The following is a 22,654-nucleotide window of genomic DNA, read 5'->3' as shown; positions in this document are numbered from 1 at the left end:
CCGCGGCAGAACCCGTTTCTTGGGTGGTGGGGTGCAGAAGATTCGGCGCCGACTCAGGGGGTGGCGCCCCCAGGAGCCCTGCCAGCACCGAGGGCTCGCGCGGCGGCAGCCTGGATGGCCTCGGGGGGGCCGCCGTCGCGCAGCGAGACCAGGTACTCCGTGGCGCGTGGGCCGCCGAGACGCCCCAGTACGGACACGGCCAGCACGGCGGTCTCGATGTCCGGGTCGTAGGCGCTGGGCTGCCGGCCCCGATCGACCACGGCGATGAGCGTCTCCACGTGGGCGTGGGCGTCCAGCTCGCCCAGGTAGCGCACGGCGGCACGCTGCACGGCGGCCAGCTCGTTCGGGCGCGCCAGGCGCTGGGCGATGGCGTCCATGGCCTGGCCGTCGCGTGCCGTACGGAACGCCTCGATGGCGGCCAAACGCACGCGCGCCTTGGGGTCGTTCAGGGCTCCCACCATGAGCGCACGGGCCTCGGGGTCGCTGGCCAGGGCGCCGATCGCGGCGGCTCGCACGCGCGGCCACGGGTCCCGCTGGGCGAGCGTGAGCAACACCGCGCGGTCCGTTTCGACGGCCATCAAGGAGGCGGCGCGCTCGCGTGCACGCGGGAACACGTCGGCGGCCAGGGTGCGTGCCGCGTCGGCGGCGAGGGGCGACTGGCGCGCGTGCAGGCTGGTGGCCGCCTCGGTGCGGATCATCCAGCGCTCGTCGTCGCCCACTCGCCCCCGCAGCCAAGCGTCCAGCTCGGCCTCGGACGGCAGCGCGGCGGCGGCGGCGGTCACGCGCCAGACGTCCTCGAACGTGGTGGCGCGCGCGGCGGCATCACGGAGCAGCGAGGCGCCCAACGCGGCCCCCGGCTCACCCAGCGCGCCGAGCGCCTGTGCCACGATGGCGCTCGCCTCCACGGCGTGTGGCTCGGCAGCCCAGAGGGTGGCGACCGCCAATGCGTCTTCGGGGGCCCGCTGCAGCGCCTCGCCTATCGCAGCGCGGAGGCCTGCGCGCGCGACCCCGCCGGGCGTCTCGAGCGCGGGCAGCAGCACCAGCAGGGCGCGCCCAGGGATGGCGCGGGCGAGGATCTGCGCGGCCTCGTCGCTGCCTTCCGTCATCAACGTGGTCAGCTCGTTGCCCGCGCCCCCAGCCCGCAGGGCCTCCAGCGCCGCTTCTCGCAGCTCGCCGTCCGGGCTCCGTGCAGGCGCCAGCAGGGCCTCGCGCGCGATGGGCTCGGACCCTGCCAGGTCGGCCAGCACCCGCACCGCGAGCCGCTGTTCGCGCGCGGTCATATCGGGCCAGGCCGTGCGGATGGCCGTGGCTCCGCTCGCGCCGAGGCCACGCAGCAGCCGCGCGGCGCTCACCCCACGCGAGCCACCAGCGGCGAGCTCCGCGATCAAGCGTGTGGCGCCGTCTTCGCCGTCGAACTCGGAGTGCAGCGCGAGCTCGGCCAGGCCCACGTGCTGGCCGCGCACGTCGGCGCGCGTGGGCAGCAGCACCGTGATGCAACGAAAGCGCACGGGCGGGTCCAGCTCCACCGCGTAGCGCGCGCCGGGGGTAGGGCTGGGCGGCAGCTCGATGCGCACCAAGCCGTCGGGGGCGGCGATGTCCACGTACTCGGGCGCAGCGTAACCAGCGGGTGCGCCGGTGGGGACGGGCACCAGGCTGACGGTGCGCACGGGCCACTCGGAGGCGTCGTAGCGACCGCTCGCGAAGGCCACGCTGCCGCGTGAGGGCTCGGCCTCCACCCACGCGGTGCCGGTGTCTCGGTCGGTGATCGCCACGGGGCGCGGAGCGCGCTCGAGCGTGGCCTCTCCGCCACCCGAGCTGGCCACGTCGAAGCGCAGTGCATCCAGCCGAGGCCCCTGGAGCGCAGCGTTCGCCAGCGTGGCGGTGCGCGTCTGGGTGGGCACCCGCGCGCCGCGCGGATCCTGGGGCTCGTCGTTCCACGTGAGCGTGCGCGGGTCGAGCGACTGTGTCTCGAGGGGCGTCAGCTCCGAGCCGCAGACCTGCGCGCGCTCCATAGAACGACCGCGGACGATGCGCGGGTGCTCGCCGCCTTCGATCACGGTCAGGAAGCGCGCCGTGCGCTCGCCGGGGTCGCCGGTCCAGTCGGTGCGGGCCACGTCCACCACCGTCACGCGTGCCCCGCGGCGCACCAGCAGCAGCACGTCGGTGCGCGCGCCTTCCCCTCGTGTGGTGAGCAGCAGCACCGTGCCCGCCGGCAGCGTCACGCTGCGCGCCTCGAGGCGAGTGGGGAGATAAGGAAGGCCCGTCACGCGCGCCCCGTCGGCCAGCAGCTCCGGCGCGCCCGCTGCGTTGTTGCGCGCCACCAGCGACACCCGCTGACCCGGGCGCCCGAGGGCCCCTTCGGCGGAGGGTGCGACCGGGGCGGTTGGCGGAACGCGCGGGGGGCTAGTCGGCAAGGGCGCGTCGCCCAGGTCCTCGGGCATGGGGGCGCCGGCGTGGGCTCTGGAACCGGGCGTGTGCGCGACACCGGCCGCGAGGGGAAGCACCAACACCAGGCGCAGGAGATCAGACCGGAGAGGGCGGCGACGCATCGGGCGCACGATCGCTCACCACTCGACCTCCGTCCAGCGTGACGACTCGGTCGGCGAACGCAGCCACCGTGGGGCGGTGGCTCACGAACACCAGCGCGGTCCCCTGCTGGGCCACGGCGCCGAGCGCGGCCAGCACCTCGGCCTCCGACTGGGTGTCGAGCGCGGACGTGACCTCGTCCAAGAGCAGGATCCGCGGACGGCGGTACAGCCCACGCGCGATGGAGAGGCGCTGGCGTTCACCCCCCGACAGCTGACGTCCGCGCCCTGCCAGCAGCGTGTCGAGCCCTTGGGGCAGGCTGCGCACGAGCGTTCCGAGGCCCACCCGGTCCAGCACGTCGTGAGCGCGGGCGGCGTCCTGCGGTGCGCCGAAGGCCAGGTTGGCCAGGAGCGTGTCGGCGAAGAACAGCGCGTCCTGTGGCACCCATGCGAGGTCGGCCGGCACGCCGGTCACGTCTTCGCCGTGCATCCGACGCGCGCCCCTGATGGGCGGCAACAGTCCTGCCAGGATCATGAGGAGAGTGGACTTGCCCTCGCCGCTGCGGCCGGTGATGGCCACGCGCTCACCTGCGCTGATGCGGAGGGTGACGTCGTGCAGCACGGGCACGCCCGGCTGATAGGCAAAGTCCACGCCTTCGAGCGCGATCGCGACCTCCGCCGGCGATCTCTCGGTGGCGTTGTGGGCACTGCTGACCCCGTCGACCATGTCGTGCCGCGCGTCTACCCGTGGGAGGGCCAGGATCTGCTCGAGGCGCTCGAGGCTGGCGAGCCCGGAGTAGACCGCGGGCAGGCTGCTGGCCAGCGCCTGCAGCGGGCGCAGCAGCAACAACAGCGCGGCAAACAGGCTGATGCTGGTGGCGAGCGGCAGCCCCAGGTCCAACACGCCGAAGAGCGCCACCGTGCCGGCGCCCAGCGCGGCGGCGAGCACCTCGAGGACGGGGCCCACGCGCTGCTGAGCCATGAGCGCGCGCATGACGGCCTGCTCCGACTCCTTGGCGGCGTCCCGCAGCTGCTGGGCGGCGTAGGCCTCGGCGCCATAGGCGCGCACGAGCGGGACCAGCACGCCATGCTCCCCTGCCAGCTCGGCCACCCGCGCTTCGGCCACGTGCACCGCGTGGGTGGCAGGGCGGGCCGCACGCGACAGCCGCCACGCCACGATGGCCAGCGGGGCAGCCATCAGCAGCGCGTAGGTGGCCACTCGGGTGTCCAGTCGGATGGCCAGGGTAGCCAATGCAGTCGCCATCAGCGCGTGTTGAAATGTATGTGAGATTACAATGTGCACCAGGCCCCGCACGGCCCCCACTTCTGCACCCAACCGGCTGGCCAGCTCCCCGGGAGCCAACCGGGCCCACGCCGAGGACGATAGATGAAGGAGGTGATCGTGTAGGTGAATGCGCAGGTTGCGTACAGCGGCCTGCTGAACCGCCCCCGCCGCGATGGTCCCGAAGTACCGGGCTGCGGCGCGCGCCAGCATGAGCAGGGCCACTCCCAGCACCAGCTGGCGGGGCTCGAGGCGCGGCAGGAAGGCGAGCGGCCCGGGCAGCGTTTCGCCGCTGGGCGAAGCGTGATCGAGGCTGGCCACCAATGGCCCTACCAGGGCCGCGAGCACCGCCGTGGCGCCGGCCGCGAGGGCGAACCCAGCGACCGCGAGGGCTCCTCTTCCGAGCTGCTCACGGAGGGCGGCGAGCAAGACCTGGCGAGCGCTCTTCAACGGAAGCCCGCCCTAGCAGAACGCTGCATTGTCGCAAGCCCCCTGTTCATCCGCGCAATGGAACCCCATGTGAAGGACTATGCCCGACCCCGAGACGCAGCGCACAACCTCCCCGAATCGTGTGGGTTCCGGGTTGCGCGGCACGAAACCCAAAAGTCAAACCGTCGGCACGAAGCGTGCAGGGTGACGCGACCAACAGACGGCGAGCACGCGGTTACGCAGCCGCCCGACTGAACCAGCTGAACGAAGATCCAGAGTCATGACCGTGCGGAAAGCGGGAGTGGCTCTAAGCGAGCGAGGAACAATGACCAAGGCAGCTATCGCGCGGAAGCGCACAGCAGACTCCCCGAAGGCCGAGACCGTGCGCAAGACGCCGGCCGCGACCACCACCGCAAGCGCCAGCAAGGCGGCCACTCAGGCCGCCCCCGCGAAGACGAAGGCCACGGCCCCCCGTGCGAGCGTGACCAACAAGGCCGCCGTGAAGGGCGCGAGCGACGTGAAGCTCGTCGAGCAGCCGGCCAAGACGCGCGTCGTCAAGCGCGCCCGCGAAGAGGACGAGGACGAGGACGAGGACGGCAACGAGATGCGCACCACGTCCTCCAGCTCCGAGATGGAAGAGCCGACCAACGAGCCGTCGCACGCGCAGCTCGAGAAGGCCCGCGTGGACGCCGAGAAGGCGCTTCGCGAACTGGAGCGCCAGGGCGCCGGTGACAGCACGCTCTCGCGTTACTTCCGCGAGATGGCGTGCCACCGCGTGCTCACCCCCCACGAGGAGATCGAGGCCGCCCGCAACGTCGAGCAGCTGGAGATCGCGTACTGGGAGGCGCTGTTCTCGAACATGCAGGCGTTCGAGACCGTGGCAGCCATCGTCGAGGCGCAGAACCTCGAGGAGCCCGTCGCCGAGCTTGCCATCATGCGCAAGATGGTCCGCGCCGCGAAGCGCGCCAAGATCTCGAAGAAGCAGCAGGACAAGTGGGACTCGCTCTCCCTCGCGGCCAGCACCCGTCTCCGCGCCGTGGACAGCGACCGCCTCTTCGTCCAGGAGGCCGACAAGGCCGTCCATCGCCTCGCCGGTGAGTTCGCCGAAGAGCGCGACATCGTGGGCGACGAGGTGCGCATCACCGTGTCGTTCCGCCGCTACCTGCTGGGTGTCCGCAAGGCCCAGAAGGACCAGCAGCGCGCCAAGAACCGCTTCGTGGCGGCCAACCTGCGCCTCGTGGTCAGCATCGCGCGCCGCTACAACCGGGGCCGCCTGCCGCTCATCGACCTCATCCAGGAGGGCAACATCGGCCTCATGAAGGCCGTGGAGCGCTTCGACCACAACCGCGGCTACCGCTTCAGCACGTATGCGTCGTGGTGGATCCGCCACGCCATCAGCCGCGCGCTGGCCGACAAGGGCCGCGCCGTGCGCATCCCCGTCCACATGCTGGACACCTACAACCGCGTCGCGCGCGCCACACAGGCCATCACCACGCGCACCGGCAAGGAGCCCACGCCCGAGGAGCTCGAGAAGGAGACCGGCATCGCGGCCGACAAGCTCGAGAAGATCAAGGGCTACTGGGCCGAGACCCCGTTCTCGCTGGACCGCCCCGTCAACGACGAAGACGGCCGTAAGTTCATCGACTTCCTCGAGCAGGAGAACGTCCCCACCCCGTACGAGCAGCTGGTCAGCCAGAAGTGGAGCGAAGAAGTTCGCCGCCTGCTCGAGACGCTCACGCCCATGGAGGCCCGCATCCTCCGCTGGCGCTTCGGCCTCGACAACGAGGACGAGCTCACGCTCAAGGAGATCGGCGACAAGTACAACCTGTCGCGCGAGCGCATCCGCCAGCTCCAGGAGCAGGCGCTCGGCAAGATTCGCCGTCAAATCAAGGAGTGAGTTCCTCGCTCCCGGACTATCTCGGTAGTCCACCTTTCCGCAGGAAAGCGGCCCGTTTCGGCGGGCCGCTTTTTTTATGCGCGGCGCGCGGGGGAAGGGCGCTCACGCCACGCAGAAGAAGTCGACGCCCTCCACGAAGCCGTGGCTCAGCAAGTGGGCGCGGATGAGCCCGCGGGCACCGACGGATCCCACGGCGGCCACCACGCGGTCGTGCCCCAGGCGCAGCGCCTCCATCGGCAGCACGGGCGCGCCCTGCACCGTGCGCCCGATCTTCTTCGGGTCCACGTCCACGAACGCCTCGGCGCGCTGACCCTCGGCGGTCAGGGCCCGCGCGAACCGCCTCCCGTCGCGACCTGCGCCCCACAGGACCAGCCGCCGCGGAGCATGCGAGTGGTGCTTCGCCAGCAGCGCCGCGAGGTGCTCCGCCTTCAGCGTGCGCATGCGCTCGGGGCTGAGGCGCGGGTCCGTGAACGTGGTCTGCCGGTCGTGTCGGCGCCACTGCAGCAGCACACCCGGCAGCTTCTCGAGCCAGAGGCCGGCGCGGTGCAGCCGCACGAACAGGTCGTAGTCCTCGGCGAAATCCCCGTCGCGGTAGCCGCCCAGCGCCAGCAGCGTGCTCCTGCGCAGCATCACGCTCGGGTGGCAGAGCGGCGCGTCGATGAACAGGTCGCGTGCGTGCTCTTCGGGCGTGAGCAAGCTGTTCTGCCAGCTCAGGAAGCGCTGAAAGCCCTCGGTGGGGGTGGCGCCGAACACCGCCACGCGCGTGCCGAGGGCGCCTAGGCGCTCACCCGGGTCCTGCAGAAAGCGGTCGAGCTGCGCACCCAGCCGCTCCACGTGCGCGAGGTCGTCGGCGTCCATGCGCGCGATGAACTCACCCTCGCACGCGCGCAGCCCCTGGTTGAGCGCCGCGGTGATGCCGTGGCCCTCGCCGGTCAGCAGACGCACGCGTGGGTCGCGCGAGGCCACACCCAACACCCGCTCGCGCGTGGCGTCGCGCGAACCGTCGTCCACCACCACCACCTCGAGCGGCACGTGCGGCGTGGCCAGCACGCTCTCGAGCGCGTCCACCACGGTGTCGCCAGCATCGCGCACCGGCATCAGCACCGAGACCCGCACAGGCGGGCTGGCCATCAGCTGGCCCACCCGTGGCTCATCGTGCCTTCACGGCGGGCCGGGGATGATCGAGATGTGCTCGCCATCCACCGAGTCGCTGAGCTCCGAGAGGTGCATCAGCGCCGTGGGGTAGTGTGCCGCCAGCTCGTTGAAGCGCGCCGCCGGCAAGCGCAACACCAGCGCGTCCGTGGCGGCCACGATGGTGGACTCGGCCGGCGCCCGCGTGAGCATGGCGCTCTGGCCGATGACGGTGCCCAAGCGCACGCGCCCCAACAGCCGCTCGCCCTTGTGCACTTCGAGGCGGCCCAGCAGCGGCAGGTACAGACCGTCGGTCTTCTTGCCGAGCTCGATGATGGCGGTTCCCATGGTGGCGCGGCGGACCTCGAACAGGCGCGCCAACTCCGTGCGCGTCTCGGGGTCGAAGCCCGCGAAGAGCGGGTTGGTGCGCAGCAGGTTGCTGATCAGGCGGCGCGTGAGCAGCTCCAGCAAGACCTCACCCACCGCGGGGAACTCGTCCTGGATCTCGTCCAGCACGGTCTTTGGGACGCGCAGCGCGCTCACCCGCGTGACCGTGCGCACGTCGGCGCGGCGCGTCACGGCGTCCAGCAGGCACGTCTCTCCCACGATGCTGCCCTCGCTGATGGCGATGGGTGTGGCCAGCCCCGGCCAGTCCACCTCGAGGTCGCCGCTGACGATGACGAACAGCGCATCGGCGGGGTCCCCGGCACGGATGAGCAGCTCACCGCGGCCCAGCTCCACCAAGTCGGCGTGCTGAATCAAGCGGCTGAGCGCAGCCGGCGGCACCTCGGCGAACAGCGAGATGGACGGCAGGGCCGCCAGCTCGAGCGCTGAGCGCCGCTTGTCCTCGAGTTGGTCGTCCTCGTCGAAGAGGACCACGTCGTCCTCCGCGGCTTCGAGGTCCGCCCGGGACATGACCTGCGAGTCGTCGATCTCCATGGAGGAGAGGTCGATCTCGATGGCGTTCTCGTCGTCTACGTCGGAGAAGCGCAGCTCGTCGGCCTCGGCGTCCGCCACGGGCTGGAGCTCCACGGCCGAGAAGCTCAAGCTGCTGCGCTTGCGGTGAGGACGCGGCGTGGACCGTGGGGGCAGCGTTTCTTCGGACGACTCGGGCTCCTCGGCGGCGGGCGGCGCCACGCGCGGAGCAGCGGGAGGCAGCGGAGGCGGCGGTGCAGCACGCTGTGGCAGGGGAGGGACGCCTGCGGACGGGGTGACCGCCTGGCGCGGGAGCGGCGGCGCAGGCACGCGCAAGGGGGGAGGCGGGGGGGGCACCGCCATGGGCGTGGGCGCGAGCTGACTGGGCAGCGGGGGTGGCAGTCCCGACGGCGGCTCCGAGAGCGCGGTCACCACGTCATGGCGCTGTTGGCGGTGCAGGCGACGCGCCTCGTCGGGGTCCACGCGCTCGAGCACGTCCAGCCGGCTCGGGTCGATCTGCAGGATGAGCTTCGCCATGGCGGCAGCGCGCGCCACGAAGCCCTGCTTGGCGTAGAGCCCCACGGCCACCTCGTAGGCCTTGATGGCGGCAGCGTCCTGCTTGAGGCGCCGCAGCAGGTCGCCGTGGCGTTGCGGCCAGCGTGGGTCGGCGGGCTCGGCCAGCCCCAGCTCCTCGTAGAGGCCGAGCGCCTCGCCGAACTTCTCCTTCTGGAGGGCGACGGCCAGCTGCTCGCGGAGCTTCGGGACATTGGGCTTCTTCGGACGCATGAGTCTCGACCATACCAGGCTCGGGTGGTGAGCGGCACCTCCGCAGCGCGGGGAGGCCGCCATGCGGAGGCGGGCCCGGACTGCTAGCATCCGCCCGGCAACATGAGCCTCTTCGTGCGACTGGTCCGCGCGCTCCTGATCCTAGGGCGTATTTTCACGAGCTACCTCCTCCAGCTGGCGCTGTTGAAGATGTTCCGCAAGTGGAAGCTGGACCCCGAGACGGGCCGCGAGGTGGCCGACATGCCGGCGTGGCTCGCGCGCCGGCAGACCCGCGTGGACGATCTCAACGCCAAGCGCCTGCTCGCGGGCATGCTGAACCTGCGCGGCGTCTACATCAAGCTGGGCCAGGTGCTGTCGGTGATGGGCGGCTTCCTGCCGGACGCCTACGCGCGCGAGCTCGAGAGCCTGCAAGACGCTGTGCCGCCGCAGCCCTGGGACGTCATGGCGAAGGCCTTCGAGGACAGCCTCGGGAAGCCTCCGTCCGCCGTGTTCGAACGCATCGACCACACGCCGCTGGCCGCCGCGTCGCTCGGGCAGGTGCACATCGCCTACTCTGCCACCGGTGAGAAGTACGCCGTGAAGGTGCTGTACCCCGGCATTCGTGACGTGGTCCGCGTGGACCTGCGCGTGGTGAACCTGGGCCTGCGCCTCTACCGCATGTTCGTGCCGGTGCAGAACATCTCAGCGGTCTATGACGCGCTCGTGGATCTGCTCAAGCGCGAGACGGACTACGTGCACGAGGCCGCGTGCATGACGCGCATGGCCAAGAACTTCGAGAGCGAGCCGGACATCCTCTTCCCCGAGGTCATCGCGTCGGCCAGCTCGGGCGAGGTGCTCACCATGACGTTCATGGAGGGCATCAAGATCACGCGCTTCGACGAGTACGAGCGGCTGGGCATCGACCGCAACGCCGTGGCCGAGCGCCTGGTGAAGTGCTTCTACCGGCAGCTCTTCCTAGACCGCTTCTTCCACGCGGACCCGCACCCGGGGAACTTCTTGGTGCAGGCGGGTGCGACCCCCGAGACGCCCAAGATCGTCATCCTGGACTTCGGGGCCATCAGCGAGACGCCGCAGCACGTCATCGACGGCATGGTCGACGTGCTGCGCGGCATCTTCGAGCAGAACGACACGCTCGTGCTCTCGGGCATCGAGACGCTGGGTTTCGTGGCGCCCGACGGCGACCGCCAGCTTCTGGAGCAGACCGTGAAGACCTACTTCGCGAAGCTGCTGAAGATCAAGGACATCACGGCCGGCGCCTTGATGCGCGCCAACGCCAAGGAGCTCGAGGCACTGGCCAACCCCGAGGTGGCCCGCCGCGAGCTGCGCGCGCTCATGAAGTCCGTGCGCTACCCGGACGACTGGTTCTACGTCGAGCGCGCGGCGGTCATGAGCTTCTGGCTCATCGGGCAGCTCGCGCCGGACCTCGACGCCATGAAGATTGGCTTCCCCTACGTGCTGCCATTGCTCGTGGCGCGCACGGCGGCGGCCCCCACGGCCATGGCCTCGGCATGACCCGGTATCTTGGCGTCGACCCGGGCGCGGTGCGCATCGGCTTGGCGCTCTCCGATGACGACGCGCGCGTGGCGCTGCCGTTCGACACGGTGAAGCGCGAGAAGCGCGACCCGGCGGCGGCGCGGCAAGTCCGGAAGGCGCTCGAGGCCCACGGCGTGACGTGCGCAGACCTGGCTGGCGTGGTGGTGGGACTGCCGCTGCGGCTCGACGGCAGCGAAGGGGAGGCCGCCCGGCGGGTGCGCCTGTTCGCCGCCGCGCTCGAGCCGGTGCTGGGGGCCACGCTGCACTTCGTGGACGAGCGCCTGTCCACCGTGATGGCGGAGCGCTCGCTGCGCGACCTGAACGTGAAGAAGGCCGAGCAGAAGCGCGTGGTGGATCAGGCCGCCGCGGCGCTCTTGCTGCAAGCCTTCCTCGACGCTAGAGGACAAGAGACGTGGCCGGAAGCGGACAGCGACGAAGCGGCGGAGGAGCCCCCCCCCGGCCCAGGCGACCTGCCCCCGGGCGCAAGCGCGCGCCGAGGCGCGGTGCGTCCACGGCGAAAGCGGCGCTGAGCCCGCGTGTCCGTGTGCTCACGGGCGTCACCGCGCTGCTGCTGGCGTGCGCCGTGGCGGGCTTGGTCTACGTGCTGGTGGTCTATCCGCGGCGCGCAGGTCCCGGTGACGGGCGGTCGGTGGTGGTGACCATCACGGCGGAGACCAGCGCAAGCTCGCTGGCCGAGACGCTCGAGACCGAGGGCGTGGTGGAAGAGGCGTGGCTCTTCTCGCTCTACCTGCGCCTGCTGGGGGGCGCATCACGCGCTGCGCGTGGGGCAGAGCGTGCGCCTGGCCGACGACCTGCCACCCGCCGAGCTGGCGCGCCGCGTGGCCCGGGGCCTCGGTCCCCGCAGCATGGATGTCACCGTGCCCGAGGGCTTCACGCGCTTCGACATCGCGCAGCGCCTGGCCCACTACGGGCTCATGGAGGAGCAGGCGTTCCTGGACGCCACGGTGGACCCGGACATCTTGCGGCAGCTGGAGATCCCTGGCGAGACAGCCGAGGGCTACTTGTTTCCGGACACGTACACGCTGCGGGACGACCTCACGCCCACCGAGATGATGAGCCGCATGGTGCGCAGCTTCCGCTCGCGCACGGCGAGGCTCGAGCGGCGCTACGAGGGGCGGCTCACGCGACTGCGCAACGAGCTGGGGTTCAGCCTGCACGAGGTGGTGACGCTGGCGTCGGTGGTGGAACGTGAGGCTGCCGTGTCCGACGAGCGCCCCATCATCGCGGGCGTCTTCTTGAACCGGCTGCGGTCCGAGACCTTCCTGCCGCGCCATCGCCTGCAGGCAGACCCCACGGTCAGCTATGGCTGCCGCGCCGAGCCCGCGCGCGCCCCCAGCTGCGCGGGGTTCCGCGGGCGCATCACGCGCGCCATGCTGGAAGACTCGGCCAACCGCTACAACAGCTACCGCCACCCGGGCCTGCCGCCCACGCCCATCTGCAACCCAGGCGCCGCGGCCATCGAGGCGGTGCTCGCTCCCGCGCAGCACGACTACCTCTACTTCGTGGCGCGGGGAGGGCGCCGCCACCACTTCAGCGCCACGCTCGAGCGCCACAACGAGGCGGTGGACGACTACCTGCGGGGCAGCGAGTGAGCTCGCGCGGGCGTCGGCAGCTGGGGCTCTTCGGAGCAGCCGACGGGGCCGACGGTGCGGCGGTGGATCCCGAGCTGGTGGCGCTGGCCGCGGCGCTGCCCGAGAAGGTGCGCTTCGGCACGTCGAGCTGGACCTTCCCGGGGTGGCAGGGGCTGGTCTACCAGCGGCGCTATCCCAGCCAGGCGGCGTTCATGCGGGAGTCGCTGGCGGAGTACGCAGCGCACCCGCTGTTCCGTACCGTGGGCATCGACCGCAGCTTCTACGGGCCCATCCCCGCGCGCGATCTGGCGGAATACGCGGCGCAGCTGCCGCCGGGCTTTCGCGCCTGCATGAAGGTCTGGGAGCGCATCACCACGCGCGTGTTCCCGGAGCACCCGCGCTATGGCGAGCGCGCCGGCAAGGCGAACCCCGACTTCCTGAGCACGGAGCTCTTTGCCGAGCACGTGGCGGCGCCCATCGCCGAGGCCTTCGCAGACTTCATCGGCCCGTTGATCCTGGAGATCCCGCCGAGCCGCGCCCCCGTGGACGTGGTGGCCTGGGAGACGGCCCTGGTGCGCTTCCTCGAGGCCATGCCGCGCGCGTTGCAGTGCGCGGTGGAGGTGCGTGACCCCGAGCTGCTCACGCCCGGGTACTTCCCCATCTTGCGCGAGCACGACGCCACGCACGTGTTCAACTTCTGGTCGCGCATGCCGGACATCGGCGCGCAGCTGGAGCTGCCGCTGTCCATGCCGGGGCCGTTCGTGGTCGCGCGCCTCATGCTGCCCCCGGGCGTGGCCTATGAAGACGCCAAGCAGCGCTTCGCGCCGTTCGACCGCGTGGTCACGGAGCAGCCCAAGATGCGCGCCGACGTCATCCGGCTCATCGAGCTGGCGGTGGAGCGTGGCTTCGAGGTGTACGTGGTGGTGAACAACAAGGCCGAGGGCAGCAGCCCCGGCACCGTGCGCGCGCTGGCCGAGCTGTTGCGGGCCCGTGTGTCTGCGGCCTGAAACTGAGAATGGAGCACATCACGAAGCCGTTGGGCACCCACCGCCTCAGCCTGCGGATTCAACACATCTTGCTAGGGGGCCGAATCGGCTTGCTGCAAGGCACTATGGGCACCCCGGGTTGAAACCCGGGGCAGCATCCCGGGCCTGGATCAATTGCGGAAGTCCGCCCCCTGCCGGGCGCGGACTGCGTGGTTCAAGGTCGGATGGGTCTCGAGTTCTGGGTCATCCACGCCTTTGCGCTCAACCGTTCTCCTGCTTGGAACTGCCCAGTCCGGGCCCGCTAGGGGCTGGACTTCCGCGCCTGTCAGGGCGAGGGATGCTGCCCCGGCTTTCAAGCCGGGGTGCCAATTCCCTTTGAAACAGGACCGATTCATGTTGACCAGAGCCTGCCAAGACTTGTGTTGAATGATCAGGCTGAAGCCGTGGGTGCCCATCGTGCCCTGCAGCAAGGCGAATCGGCGCCGTAGCGAGACGAGCAGGATCATCCGCCCTGAACCCGGCTTGCGGTGCGCTGCCCGGGGACTATGGTCGCCGCATGTCGCAACCCAAGGCGAGCAACCTCACGTTCCACATCGGCGAGCTGAGCCGCGAGGCCCGCACGCGCGCCCACGGGCACCGCGGGGTCACGCTGTGGCTCACGGGCCTGAGTGGCTCTGGCAAGAGCACGCTCTCGCACCGCGTGGAGCGCCTGCTCACCGAGCGCGGTGTGTTCGCCTACGTGCTCGACGGCGACAACGTGCGCCACGGGCTCAACCGCGACCTGGGCTTCGCGCCCGAGGACCGCACGGAGAACATCCGCCGGGTGGGGCAGGTGGCCAAGCTCTTCACCGACGCGGGCGCCGTGGTGCTGACCGCGTTCATCTCGCCGTACCGCGAAGACCGCGCGAGCGTGCGCGCGACCATGCCGGAGGGCGACTTCCTCGAGGTGCACGTGGCCGCTGGGTTGGACGTGTGCGAGACGCGCGACGTGAAGGGCCTGTACAAGAAGGCACGGGCGGGGGAGATCCCGGACTTCACGGGCATCAGCGCGCCCTATGAAGAACCCGAGGCCCCGGAGCTGCGGGTGGACACCGGCAGCCAGGACGTGGACGCGAGCGCGCGCGAGGTCATCGCGTACTTGGAAGCGCAGGGGTACCTGAGCGCGGGGTGAGAGGGCGCGAGCAGGTCTGCTCCACGTTGTCGTTGTCGTGGTCCTGAGCGGCGACGGCGACGGGTCCCCTCGGACTCTCGCCGGACGGGAATCGTGCTGACCGGAAATGCCGGTTCGAGGCTCCGGGCTCACTCGGCATGAGGCGTCTGAACTGCGAGGCTCATTGGGCGCCTCGGCTTGAAAGCCGAGGCAGCGACCTCGGCCTCGCTTCGTGGAGAAGTCCTCCCCCTCCGGTGGAGGACTGCGACGTGGGCGTCGGCGACACGTCTGTGGTCCCGGCAAACGGGGATTGCGCAGTGGATAGCGACGTTCGGACCGATCCGAGCTCCTCCGCTCCGCCTCGAGTCGACGACTCTACCCCTCACCCACTTCCATGGCCCGGTCCGGCGAGCGCCTGACGAGACCCGTCGCCGTCGCCGTCGCCGTCAACGTTCACGACAACGACAACGACGGTTCCGGACAGTGATGCAGCCCGTCCGGCGACCAACGCGCGGTAAGCGAAGCGGCCTTCGCCCGTGCGTCGAGCAGCCCCCTCAGTTCTCGTCTTCGCCCACCGTCGCGTCGAGCAGCCCGCGTACGGTCTGGTGGATTTCCCAGCGCAGCTCGCGCGGCACGTTGCGGTGCTTCTTGCGAACCTGGCGGAAGAGGTCGGCCAGCCGCTTGCGCGCGGAGCCGTCCAGCCCTGCCAGGGTGGCGCCCGGCTGAGAGGGAGGCGCAGGCAGCTCGGCGACGGCGTGGGCCCACGCGCGGATGCGCTCGAAGTGCAGCACGGCGCGCGCCAGGAGCACGAACGGGAAGTTGAGCGAGGGGTGCGGCCCCACGCGGATGCGCTGCCCGCCGCGTGTGGCGTTGAGCGCGGACTCCACCTGGTCCTTCAGGTGGCTGGCGCTCGCGAAGCGCCGGTTCACTTCGTAGACGCCGATGCCGAGGCCCCCGAGGCCGCCGATCATCGCGCCCGCCATGAACGACGCCCCGCCCACGGCGGCGTCGAGCGCCCCGCCGGCCGCTGCACCGCTCAGCGTGGAAAGGGCGACCAGCGTGGTGGGGGACAGCCCCATCACGTCCCAGGTCTCTTCGGCGAAGAGGTCCGCGCCGCCTTCGAGCTCGGCCGCCGTCTCGGGGGACCAGCCTTCGAGGCGGTGCAGGAACACCTCGGCCATCTTGCGGTGCGCGGCCGTCTCCAGCTGCCGCAGGCGGTCGTGGAACTCACGCTCGAGCCGCGCGCGCTCGAGGTCCAGCGCCTGGTCTTCGCGCAGCACGATGGTGAGGTGGAAGCTGAGCGCGTCCACCAAGAGGTCCGCCGCGATGCCGGCCACTTCATAGCGCCGCCGCCTGCGCTCGAGCGCCAGACCCGCCAGCGCCGCATCCAGCTGCCCGCTGAACTGTGGCGTGAGCAGGCGGAACGCCTCCAGCAGCGCGCGCCGGTCCTGGTAGGTGACGCCGTGCGCGTCGAACAGCCGCACCAGCTTGAAGAACTGGTCGAGGGCCCGCTGCCACTCGTCGAGATACCGCCCGCTGGTGCTGCGGTTGATGAGCGCCATGGTGGGCCGCCCCGTGTAGCGGAGGATCTCCATCTCGGCCTCGTAGTTGGGCCGATAGGGCTCGTCGCCGTTCACCACGTACAAGATGCAGGCGCCGTCCAAGATGGGCTGCAGCAGACGGCACTCTTCGATGAACTCGTCGGTGCCCGCGAAGGTCTGCACGAACTCGCGCACCAGCCCAGGGCGTTCGGCGGCGCTGCGTTCGCGGGACTTCATCCAGTAGAGCGCGCGCGGAGCATCCTCGAAGCCGGGCGTGTCGATGACGCTGAAGAGGGTCTGTCCGTCGACGGCCACGTCGTAGCGCACACACTCGGTGGTGGTGCCCGGCCGCGGCGAGATCTTGACGCGGTCGTTCTCGATCAAGCTCGCGATGACGCTGGACTTGCCCTTGTTCACTCGGCCCACCACGGCGAACGTGGGGACCGTGCTCGGCACCTGCACGCTCATGCGCTCTCCGACGTGACGGCGGCGTCCGGGTCGAGCGCCAAGTATGGGTCACCCAGCTCGGCCAAGTAGCCGGCCCACAGCTCGCGGTCGGACGGCAAGCCTCCCGAGGTGAGCAGCACGTTCAGGTGCCGCGTGCTGCCTGCGGACTCGCGCAGCGCCGCCACGAAGCGCTTGAATGCGCGGTCTGGCGAGGCCCACGGCTCGGCCACCACGAACACGGGGGTCTTGGCGGCGCCCAGCGCGCGCACGCGCTCGAGCACGGCTTCGTCGTCGGCGTAGTCGTAGCCGCCCGCAGCGCCCACGGTCCCCTCGCGCGTGACGCCGAACGTGTCGCGCAGGAGCGTGTCCAGGTCGCCCACACGGAAGCGCGCATCACGCCAGCGCACACACACGGCGTGCACCGCGTCGCGCGTGGCGGTGGGCGCCAGCACGGGCTCTGCGCCCACTCCTAGCGGCCGGGTGTCGGCCGGGTCCTCGGGGCGCGAGCGCTGCACCACGGGCCCGCGCAGGCGGCGCTCCAGCTTCTCGATCTCGGGGGTGTCCAGCGACACGCGCGCGAACGCGCGGCGCAGCGCCAGCTGGCTGCCCAGCAGCATGAGCAGCCGCGGGAAGAGCGCGTAGACCGCCACGCACATGGCCAAGAAGGGCCACCAGCGACCCGCGCCCAGGCCCCCGCGCGAGCCGAGGCCGGCGCCCTCGAACGCGGCGTCCAGGCGCGAGTACTGTGTGGCGCGCAGCAGCGCCTCGTCCGGGCACGCGGCAGGCCAGGCCCAGCTCCAGGGCGTGGCGGCGGTGGCCAAGACGCGGGCCAGGCCCTCCGGCGTCCAGCTCAGCGTGGTGGCCCAGGAGAATGCCAAGTCGGACACCGACACGGTGAACAGCAGGTTGCTCAGCGCGCCCAGGTTGAAGCCCACTGCGGCCAGCTGCAGCGACCGCAGGATCATCAGCCGCTCCACGTGGCCGTAGAGCCCGTGGCGCGAGCGCGCATAACCCATGGCCTGCCGCAGCGCGCTGGCCCGCGCCGGGCTGCGCTGCGCGAACGCCCGCGCCAGGACCCCGCCCAGGTTGCGCACCAGCGCGCGCAGCATGTCCAGCAACGGGATGCCCTCGTAGGCGTTGGGCGAGATGCGCAGCACCATCAGCGAGATGAGCGTGAGCAGCAGCAGCGCCACCTGCGCGCCAACCAAGATGACCAGCACGGTGAGGACGTTGACGGGGTGCTCGCCCGTGTAGTGGAAGAGGCCCGCGCCCACACCCCAGCCCGCGGCGGTCATGCCCACGAACAGCAAGGCGCTTGCGGCAGCGATGCCGTGCTCCCACGTGGCGCCCAGCGTGCCGTAGTCGCGGCGTGCGCGCGTGCTCTCCACCCACGCGCGCAGCAGGGCGCGGCGCCCGCTGGGGAGCGGCTGCTCGCGCACACGCGCGGCGTCCGCTTCCAACAGCTCACGCGGGGCGTCGGCGTCCTGGCGGAGACCAACCTCCAGATCCACCAGCTCCCCGAACGTCAGCGGGGGCGACTCCGCCTCGCTGGTCATGCGTCAGTCGTCATCTCTGCCCGACGTGTTCGGCGCGCGCGGCGCCTCGGGCTCGGCTGCCTGGTCTTCGTCATCTGCAGCGCGGGCGGGGTCGGTGGCTCCGCGCGCGGCCGAGACGGCGCCCCGGGCTCCCTTGACGGCGCCCTCCACGGCCTCGGCCATGACCTCGCTGAACTTGTGGAGCTCGCCACCCACGCTGCGCGCCAGCGGCTCGGCGGTCTCGCCAATCTGCTTCACCATGCGGCTGGCCTCCTCGGCCACGCCGCTCACGGCGGGCTTGGCGCTGGCCTTGGCCTGCTGATAGACGCGGTCCGCCTCGTCCAGCACCTCTTTGAGCGCGGGCTGTACGTTGCCGAACAGCGCGCCGGCGGCGCTCTTCAAGCTGGACACGGCGTTCCGCAGATCGCGGGCCGCATCGGGGCGCTCCGAGGGACGCGACGCGGGGTCCACCTTGGTTTCCGCCTCGCGGGGCTCGTCCTTGGGCGGGGTCGTGGACTCGTCGTCGTGGTCTGGGGCGCTCATCCCTCGACGATAACAGACTGGCGCACCCGCGTCGTCACTGGGTTGGTGAGCAGCCCGAGCCCGCTGAGCGCCACCTGCACCACGTCACCACTCACCAAGGGGCCCACGCCGGCGGGCGTGCCCGTCAGCACCAGGTCGCCGGGAAGCAGCGTCATCACCGCAGAGATGTACGCCAGCAGCTCCGGCACCGGGAAGACCATGTCCCCCGTGTGCCCGTCTTGGCGCAGCGCGCCGTTCACCATGACGCGGATGCCCACGTTCCCAGGGTCGAGATCGGTCTCCACGAACGGGCCGATGGGGCAAAAGCTGTCGAAGCTCTTGGCGCGGGTGAACTGCACGTCCTTCCGCTGCAGGTCGCGCGCAGTCACATCGTTGGCGCCCACGTACCCGAACACGTGCGCGAGCGTGTCCTCGGCACGCACGTCCACCATGCGCTTCCCGATCACCACGCCCAGCTCACCCTCGTGGTCCACGCGCTCGCTCTCCGGGGGCGTGCGAATGGGTTCTCCCGGCCCAATCACGGACGAGCTCGCCTTCAGGAACAGCAGCGGCTCTTCGGGCACGGGCTTGCCCAGCTCCGCCGCGTGCTTGCGGTAGTTCTGGCCCACACACACGATCTTCCCCGGCGCGAGCGGGGCCCGTAGGGCGGCGAGCGGCAGGGTCAGGCTCGACCCGATGGGTGCGCCCCCCGAGAGCGCCGGCGCGTCCAACAGCGTCACGCTCAGCTCCCGGTCTTCCACCAGCCGGTCCAAGCGGGCGTCCCGCAGCTTGCCTTCGAACTCCACACGAACGTAGCGCATGGGCGCAGCATACGGAGGGTGAGCCGAGACGGAACCGAAAAGCGTGGGTTACTCGCGGGCCGTTAAAGCAGAACGGGGCAGCCCGAGAGCTGCCCCGCCGTGCGGAGGTGGCTGACGCCGCGCGTCAGTCCGTGATCTCGGGAGCGGTGGGCAGGTAGATGATGAGCCCCAGCGAGACCATGTTGTTGAAGTGACGGATGCGGTCGCGGTAGTTGATGGCGCCGTCGGGGAAGAGCCCGTCCGGACCACGCTCATCGGTGCCCGAGGTGTTCCAGGCGAACGGCATGCCGCGCCACTCGATGGCCAGACCGATGAAGTCGTTGAAGTACATGGAGAGGCCAGCGCCGAACGTGGGAGCCACCGTCATGCGGTTGGCGCGCGCGTTCTGGCTCTCGCGAAGACACTGGTCGCGCATGGCGACCGGCGCGCCGTCACCGCAGACACCATCCGTGATGCTGGCGCTGCCGTCGCGGCGGATGTTGGCCCGCTCTTCGATGCCCACGAGGGCGGCACCCGCGAAGATGTAGAAGTCGGTGTCCACGAAGAGCTTCTGGAAGAAGCTGAGCTTGCCGCGGAGCGGGACGAACGTCAGCTGGAGCGAGGTGACCCAGTTGATGTTGCCGATCTGGTTGTTGAAGCCCTGGCGCGAGGGGAGGCTGAGGCGGTTGCGGTCCGTGGTGACGCCGCGCGCGCCGACCTGGTCGGTGAGGCCCGTGTCCACCTGGACGACGCCGTAGGCGCCCCAGACACCGATGGAGAGCCAGTCGGTGAGGCCGTAGCTTACCTCGGCGCCCGCAAGGAGCGCGCGCGTGAACTCGTTCTGCAGCGTCATGCCGAAGGTGGGCATGAGGCGCAGGCGACCCTCACGGTACAGGCGCATGTGGCGGACGGCAGGCTGGCCCGCGAGCGGACCTTCCACCTGGACGTCCTGGGCCTGCGCTGTCGAGGACGGCGCGGCCAGCGTGGTGAGGAGCGCGAGCGCGATTACGAGCGCCGCACCGGGTCGGGCGATGGAGGCCCGCGAGAGGGTGGAGTTCGTCATCATCACTTCGGCAACCTGTATTCGACAGTGAAGGGGAAGAAGACGGTGAGGCCGACCTGCACCGTGGCCGCGCTCGTGAACGTGTTGCTGTCCGCCAGCCACGTGTCCGGGTCGTTGCGGGCTTCGCCGAGGGCGACGTCCAGGTTCTCGTAGCGCTCGAGGTACATGTAGTTGCGGAACTCGGTGAAGATCGCGAGGTAGCGCGACAAGAAGATGCGGATACCGAGGCCGATGTTGAAGGCCACGCGCCAGTCGTAGTCGAACTCGCGCACGGCCTGGTCGATGACCGGCACCGGGCGGGTGCGCATGAGGCCCACGCCGCCGACGATGTACGCGTCGTACTGGAAGATGAACTCCCGGAACATGTTGAACTTGCCGTAGAAGGGCACGTACGTGAAGTTCAGGTGCAGGCCCATCTGCCACTCGGTGATGGGCACCGCGAGGCGCGTGGAGCGGCGGAGGAAGAAGTTCAGGTCCGACTCCTGCGAGTCGATGAACTGGTACCAGAGGAAGTTCACGCCGGCGGCGAGCACGTTCGAGAACCAGTAGTTCATGGCCACGCCGACGGCCGGGTGGCTGACGTACGGGTCGTTCACGACGAACGCCGCCGACGGGGCCAGCTCGAAGCGGTTGAGGCGCAGCGCGTAGATCTGCTGGACGGCGTAGATTTCTTCCACCGCCTCGGTGGGACGCTCTTCCGTGTCCTCTGCAGCGGCCGGAGTGGTGGGCGTGGCGTCCGGCGGCGGGGTGGCGCCCCAGTCGGACAGTGCGCCGCCGCTACCCTGAGTCTCTCGTCCTCGATGGGAGTCTCATCGGGGATGGGCTCGGCCTCGCCTTCCCCTTCTGCTTCCCCAGTCTCGTCGAGGCTGAAGTCCATTTGGGCGCGCGCGGGTTCCCACTGAGGAACCAGCACGAACGCGCCCACCAGCAGGGCTAGATATCGCTTCGGCATCGAGATCCCTTTCGCACCGAGCATCGACCCGGGGGAGGCACTTGCTAAACGTCTGAAATTGCTCATGAATATCCACTCACTGCGACGGCGGCGACTATATCACGGGGCTTCCGAAACAATCAACGGTTTCCTCGTGACGGCCGAGGATGGGACTCAGGGCGCCTCGCCCGAGGCCGCGCTCTCGTCGAGCTCCGACGCTTCGGGTTTGGTGAAAAGGCCTTCGACAAAGCTCTCTGCGTCGAAGACTCGGAGGTCCTCCATGCGCTCGCCGACACCGACGAAGCGCACGGGGATGTTGTGCTGATCGACGATCCCGAGGACGACGCCACCCTTCGCGGTCCCGTCCAGCTTGGTGAGGGCCACGCCTGTGATGGTGAGGGCCTCGCCGAACTGGCTGGCCTGCTGCAGAGCGTTCTGCCCGGTGGTGGCGTCCAGGACCAAGAGCACCTCGTCGGCGTTGCGACCCAGCGCCTTCTCCACGCTGCGCCCCACCTTCTTGATCTCCTCCATGAGCGGCGTCTTGGTGTGCAGCCGGCCCGCGGTATCGCAGATCACCACATCGAAGCCTTCGTCCACACCACGCTTGATGGCGTCGAAGATGACGGCGCTCGGATCGGCGCGGTCCTTGCCCTTCGCCACCTCGCACTTGGCGCGGCGGCCCCAGGCCTCCAGCTGCATGACGGCGGCCGCGCGGTACGTGTCGCCCGCCACCAACAGCACCTTCTTGCCACCCTCGGCGTAGCGCGCCGCCAGCTTGCCGATGGTGGTGGTCTTGCCCACGCCGTTCACGCCCACCACCAAGATCACCGCCGGGGTGCTGCTGGGCAGCGCGAGGCCGCCGCTGGCTCCCCCGAGGATGCTGGCCCCTTCCTCGCGCAGGGCCGCCCACACGGCATCCGCGTTGGCCAGCTCGTTGCGCTCGAGGCGGGCCTTGAGAGCGCCCAGGATCTTCTGGGTGGTCGGCATGCCGAGGTCCGCCGAGATCAGCACCTCTTCCAGCTCGTCCAGCAGGGCCGGGTCAATCTCGGGCTTGCGACGGAACACGCTGGCCAGCCGCGCGATGAAGCCCGTGCGCGTGCCCTTGAGACTCTCCTTGATGGCCGCGCGGTCATCTTCCGAGGCGCGCTGGCGGGTGCCCGGCGCTGTGGCGGCAGCTGGGGGGGCGGGCGGCGTGGAGGGCTTGGCAGGGCCGGCGGCCACCGCGGGCGCAGGCTCCACGGCGGGCGGCTTGCTGCTGGCGCGCTCGGCCGCCGGAGTGGGGGCGCTCTCTGCCACGGGGGCCGCGGCGCTGGGCTCGTCCTTGGTCTCCTCCTTCTTGGCGGAGTCTGCCGGGCTCTTGCGGTCCGACTTCGTGACCGCCGACGGACGCGTCGGGTCGATCTCTGCCCGCTGCGAAGGCGTGGCGGCCCTGGGCGGAAGCTCCCGCGCGCTGCTGTCCTCACCCGTGGGCAGCTCTGGCTTCTTGCGGGTCGCGAGTACGATCGCGACCAAGACGACCAGGATCACCACGATGACGGTTACGGTTGTGAGCATCAGTACTTCCAGGGCTGCGGGCGCCCCACCTTCGC

Annotated in this window: 18 protein-coding genes; 6 read left to right on the top strand and 12 right to left on the bottom strand. The window is 70.5% G+C overall.

What is annotated here, in order from left to right; all coding sequences use genetic code 11:
- Positions 1-53: 53 nt before the first annotated feature.
- The gene (locus tag IPI43_14485) at positions 54-2,510 is read right to left on the bottom strand and encodes a HEAT repeat domain-containing protein (GenBank protein MBK7775316.1); all 2,457 of its coding nucleotides are present in this window, start codon (positions 2,508-2,510) and stop codon (positions 54-56) included.
- A gap of 13 nt (positions 2,511-2,523) precedes the next feature.
- Positions 2,524-4,257 carry an ABC transporter ATP-binding protein gene (locus IPI43_14480; protein ID MBK7775315.1) on the bottom strand — a complete coding sequence of 578 codons (1,734 nt, stop codon included), beginning with the start codon at positions 4,255-4,257 and terminating at the stop codon, positions 2,524-2,526.
- Positions 4,258-4,561: 304 nt separating this feature from the next.
- On the opposite strand from IPI43_14480, the gene IPI43_14475 reads away from it, so the two are divergent.
- Entirely contained in the window at positions 4,562-6,133 is a 1,572-nt protein-coding gene (locus tag IPI43_14475; GenBank protein ID MBK7775314.1) for a sigma-70 family RNA polymerase sigma factor, read from the top strand.
- Positions 6,134-6,235: 102 nt separating this feature from the next.
- On the opposite strand, the gene IPI43_14470 is transcribed toward IPI43_14475, so the two are convergent.
- Positions 6,236-7,264 carry a glycosyltransferase gene (locus tag IPI43_14470; protein ID MBK7775313.1) on the bottom strand — a complete coding sequence of 343 codons (1,029 nt, stop codon included), beginning with the start codon at positions 7,262-7,264 and terminating at the stop codon, positions 6,236-6,238.
- Between the two features lie 30 nt (positions 7,265-7,294).
- On the bottom strand, positions 7,295-8,965 hold the full coding sequence (locus IPI43_14465; GenBank protein ID MBK7775312.1) for a cyclic nucleotide-binding domain-containing protein: 1,671 nt from the start codon (positions 8,963-8,965) through the stop codon (positions 7,295-7,297).
- Between the two features lie 102 nt (positions 8,966-9,067).
- Between IPI43_14465 and IPI43_14460 the strand changes: the two genes are divergently transcribed.
- From IPI43_14460 to IPI43_14445, 4 genes are all read left to right on the top strand, one after another.
- The gene (locus tag IPI43_14460) at positions 9,068-10,477 is read left to right on the top strand and encodes an AarF/ABC1/UbiB kinase family protein (GenBank protein MBK7775311.1); all 1,410 of its coding nucleotides are present in this window, start codon (positions 9,068-9,070) and stop codon (positions 10,475-10,477) included.
- A complete protein-coding gene (gene ruvX / locus IPI43_14455) occupies positions 10,474-11,028 on the top strand; it encodes a Holliday junction resolvase RuvX (GenBank protein MBK7775310.1) in 555 nt (184 codons plus the stop codon). Before IPI43_14460 ends, ruvX begins: the two co-directional genes overlap by 4 nt.
- A 252-nt stretch (positions 11,029-11,280) precedes the next feature.
- Positions 11,281-12,111 (top strand): endolytic transglycosylase MltG, encoded by an 831-nt coding sequence (gene mltG, locus IPI43_14450; protein ID MBK7775309.1) that lies wholly within the window; start codon positions 11,281-11,283, stop codon positions 12,109-12,111.
- Positions 12,108-13,097, top strand: a complete 990-nt coding sequence (locus IPI43_14445; GenBank protein MBK7775308.1) for a DUF72 domain-containing protein — start codon at positions 12,108-12,110, stop codon at positions 13,095-13,097. The genes mltG and IPI43_14445 overlap by 4 nt, the downstream gene beginning before the upstream one ends.
- Positions 13,098-13,246: 149 nt before the next feature.
- Here the strand turns inward: IPI43_14445 and IPI43_14440 are convergent, their stop codons facing one another.
- The gene (locus IPI43_14440; GenBank protein MBK7775307.1) at positions 13,247-13,582 is read right to left on the bottom strand and encodes a hypothetical protein; all 336 of its coding nucleotides are present in this window, start codon (positions 13,580-13,582) and stop codon (positions 13,247-13,249) included.
- 50 nt (positions 13,583-13,632) lie between these two features.
- On the opposite strand from IPI43_14440, the gene cysC reads away from it, so the two are divergent.
- The gene (gene cysC, locus IPI43_14435) at positions 13,633-14,247 is read left to right on the top strand and encodes an adenylyl-sulfate kinase (GenBank protein MBK7775306.1); all 615 of its coding nucleotides are present in this window, start codon (positions 13,633-13,635) and stop codon (positions 14,245-14,247) included.
- Between the two features lie 533 nt (positions 14,248-14,780).
- Here cysC and IPI43_14430 read toward each other — a convergent pair.
- The 7 genes from IPI43_14430 to ftsY form a co-directional block, all read right to left on the bottom strand.
- Positions 14,781-16,235, bottom strand: a complete 1,455-nt coding sequence (locus tag IPI43_14430; GenBank protein MBK7775305.1) for a DUF3482 domain-containing protein — start codon at positions 16,233-16,235, stop codon at positions 14,781-14,783.
- On the bottom strand, positions 16,232-17,770 hold the full coding sequence (locus tag IPI43_14425; GenBank protein ID MBK7775304.1) for a DUF2868 domain-containing protein: 1,539 nt from the start codon (positions 17,768-17,770) through the stop codon (positions 16,232-16,234). The genes IPI43_14430 and IPI43_14425 overlap by 4 nt, the downstream gene beginning before the upstream one ends.
- A 3-nt stretch (positions 17,771-17,773) precedes the next feature.
- Positions 17,774-18,292, bottom strand: coding sequence for a hypothetical protein (locus IPI43_14420; protein MBK7775303.1), 519 nt, complete (start codon positions 18,290-18,292; stop codon positions 17,774-17,776).
- Positions 18,289-19,092: a fumarylacetoacetate hydrolase family protein gene (locus IPI43_14415; protein MBK7775302.1), complete on the bottom strand. Its 804-nt coding sequence runs from the start codon at positions 19,090-19,092 to the stop codon at positions 18,289-18,291. The genes IPI43_14420 and IPI43_14415 overlap by 4 nt, the downstream gene beginning before the upstream one ends.
- Before the next feature lie 124 nt (positions 19,093-19,216).
- On the bottom strand, positions 19,217-20,134 hold the full coding sequence (locus IPI43_14410) for an outer membrane beta-barrel domain-containing protein (GenBank protein ID MBK7775301.1): 918 nt from the start codon (positions 20,132-20,134) through the stop codon (positions 19,217-19,219).
- 2 nt (positions 20,135-20,136) lie between these two features.
- Positions 20,137-20,811, bottom strand: coding sequence for an outer membrane beta-barrel domain-containing protein (locus tag IPI43_14405; GenBank protein ID MBK7775300.1), 675 nt, complete (start codon positions 20,809-20,811; stop codon positions 20,137-20,139).
- A 428-nt stretch (positions 20,812-21,239) separates the two neighbouring features.
- On the bottom strand, positions 21,240-22,619 hold the full coding sequence (gene ftsY / locus IPI43_14400; GenBank protein MBK7775299.1) for a signal recognition particle-docking protein FtsY: 1,380 nt from the start codon (positions 22,617-22,619) through the stop codon (positions 21,240-21,242).
- Positions 22,620-22,654 lie beyond the last annotated feature (35 nt).

The organism is Sandaracinaceae bacterium, assembly GCA_016706685.1.
In the GTDB taxonomy this organism is placed as follows: domain Bacteria; phylum Myxococcota_A; class Polyangia; order Polyangiales; family Houyiibacteriaceae; genus JADJJE01.
This window is presented reverse-complemented; position numbering and strand designations above follow the sequence as displayed.

What these genes read in the sequence shown, in the direction of transcription:
- IPI43_14475 (MBK7775314.1), top strand. Translation starts at nt 4,562, where the DNA reads ATGACCAAGGCAGCTATCGCGCGGAAGCGCACAGCAGACTCCCCGAAG.
- IPI43_14470 (MBK7775313.1), bottom strand. Translation starts at nt 7,264, where the DNA reads ATGGCCAGCCCGCCTGTGCGGGTCTCGGTGCTGATGCCGGTGCGCGAT.
- IPI43_14465 (MBK7775312.1), bottom strand. Translation starts at nt 8,965, where the DNA reads ATGCGTCCGAAGAAGCCCAATGTCCCGAAGCTCCGCGAGCAGCTGGCC.
- IPI43_14460 (MBK7775311.1), top strand. Translation starts at nt 9,068, where the DNA reads ATGAGCCTCTTCGTGCGACTGGTCCGCGCGCTCCTGATCCTAGGGCGT.
- ruvX (MBK7775310.1), top strand. Translation starts at nt 10,474, where the DNA reads ATGACCCGGTATCTTGGCGTCGACCCGGGCGCGGTGCGCATCGGCTTG.
- IPI43_14440 (MBK7775307.1), bottom strand. Translation starts at nt 13,582, where the DNA reads ATGATCCTGCTCGTCTCGCTACGGCGCCGATTCGCCTTGCTGCAGGGC.
- cysC (MBK7775306.1), top strand. Translation starts at nt 13,633, where the DNA reads ATGTCGCAACCCAAGGCGAGCAACCTCACGTTCCACATCGGCGAGCTG.
- IPI43_14430 (MBK7775305.1), bottom strand. Translation starts at nt 16,235, where the DNA reads ATGAGCGTGCAGGTGCCGAGCACGGTCCCCACGTTCGCCGTGGTGGGC.
- IPI43_14425 (MBK7775304.1), bottom strand. Translation starts at nt 17,770, where the DNA reads ATGACCAGCGAGGCGGAGTCGCCCCCGCTGACGTTCGGGGAGCTGGTG.
- IPI43_14420 (MBK7775303.1), bottom strand. Translation starts at nt 18,292, where the DNA reads ATGAGCGCCCCAGACCACGACGACGAGTCCACGACCCCGCCCAAGGAC.
- IPI43_14415 (MBK7775302.1), bottom strand. Translation starts at nt 19,092, where the DNA reads ATGCGCTACGTTCGTGTGGAGTTCGAAGGCAAGCTGCGGGACGCCCGC.
- IPI43_14410 (MBK7775301.1), bottom strand. Translation starts at nt 20,134, where the DNA reads ATGACGAACTCCACCCTCTCGCGGGCCTCCATCGCCCGACCCGGTGCG.
- ftsY (MBK7775299.1), bottom strand. Translation starts at nt 22,619, where the DNA reads ATGCTCACAACCGTAACCGTCATCGTGGTGATCCTGGTCGTCTTGGTC.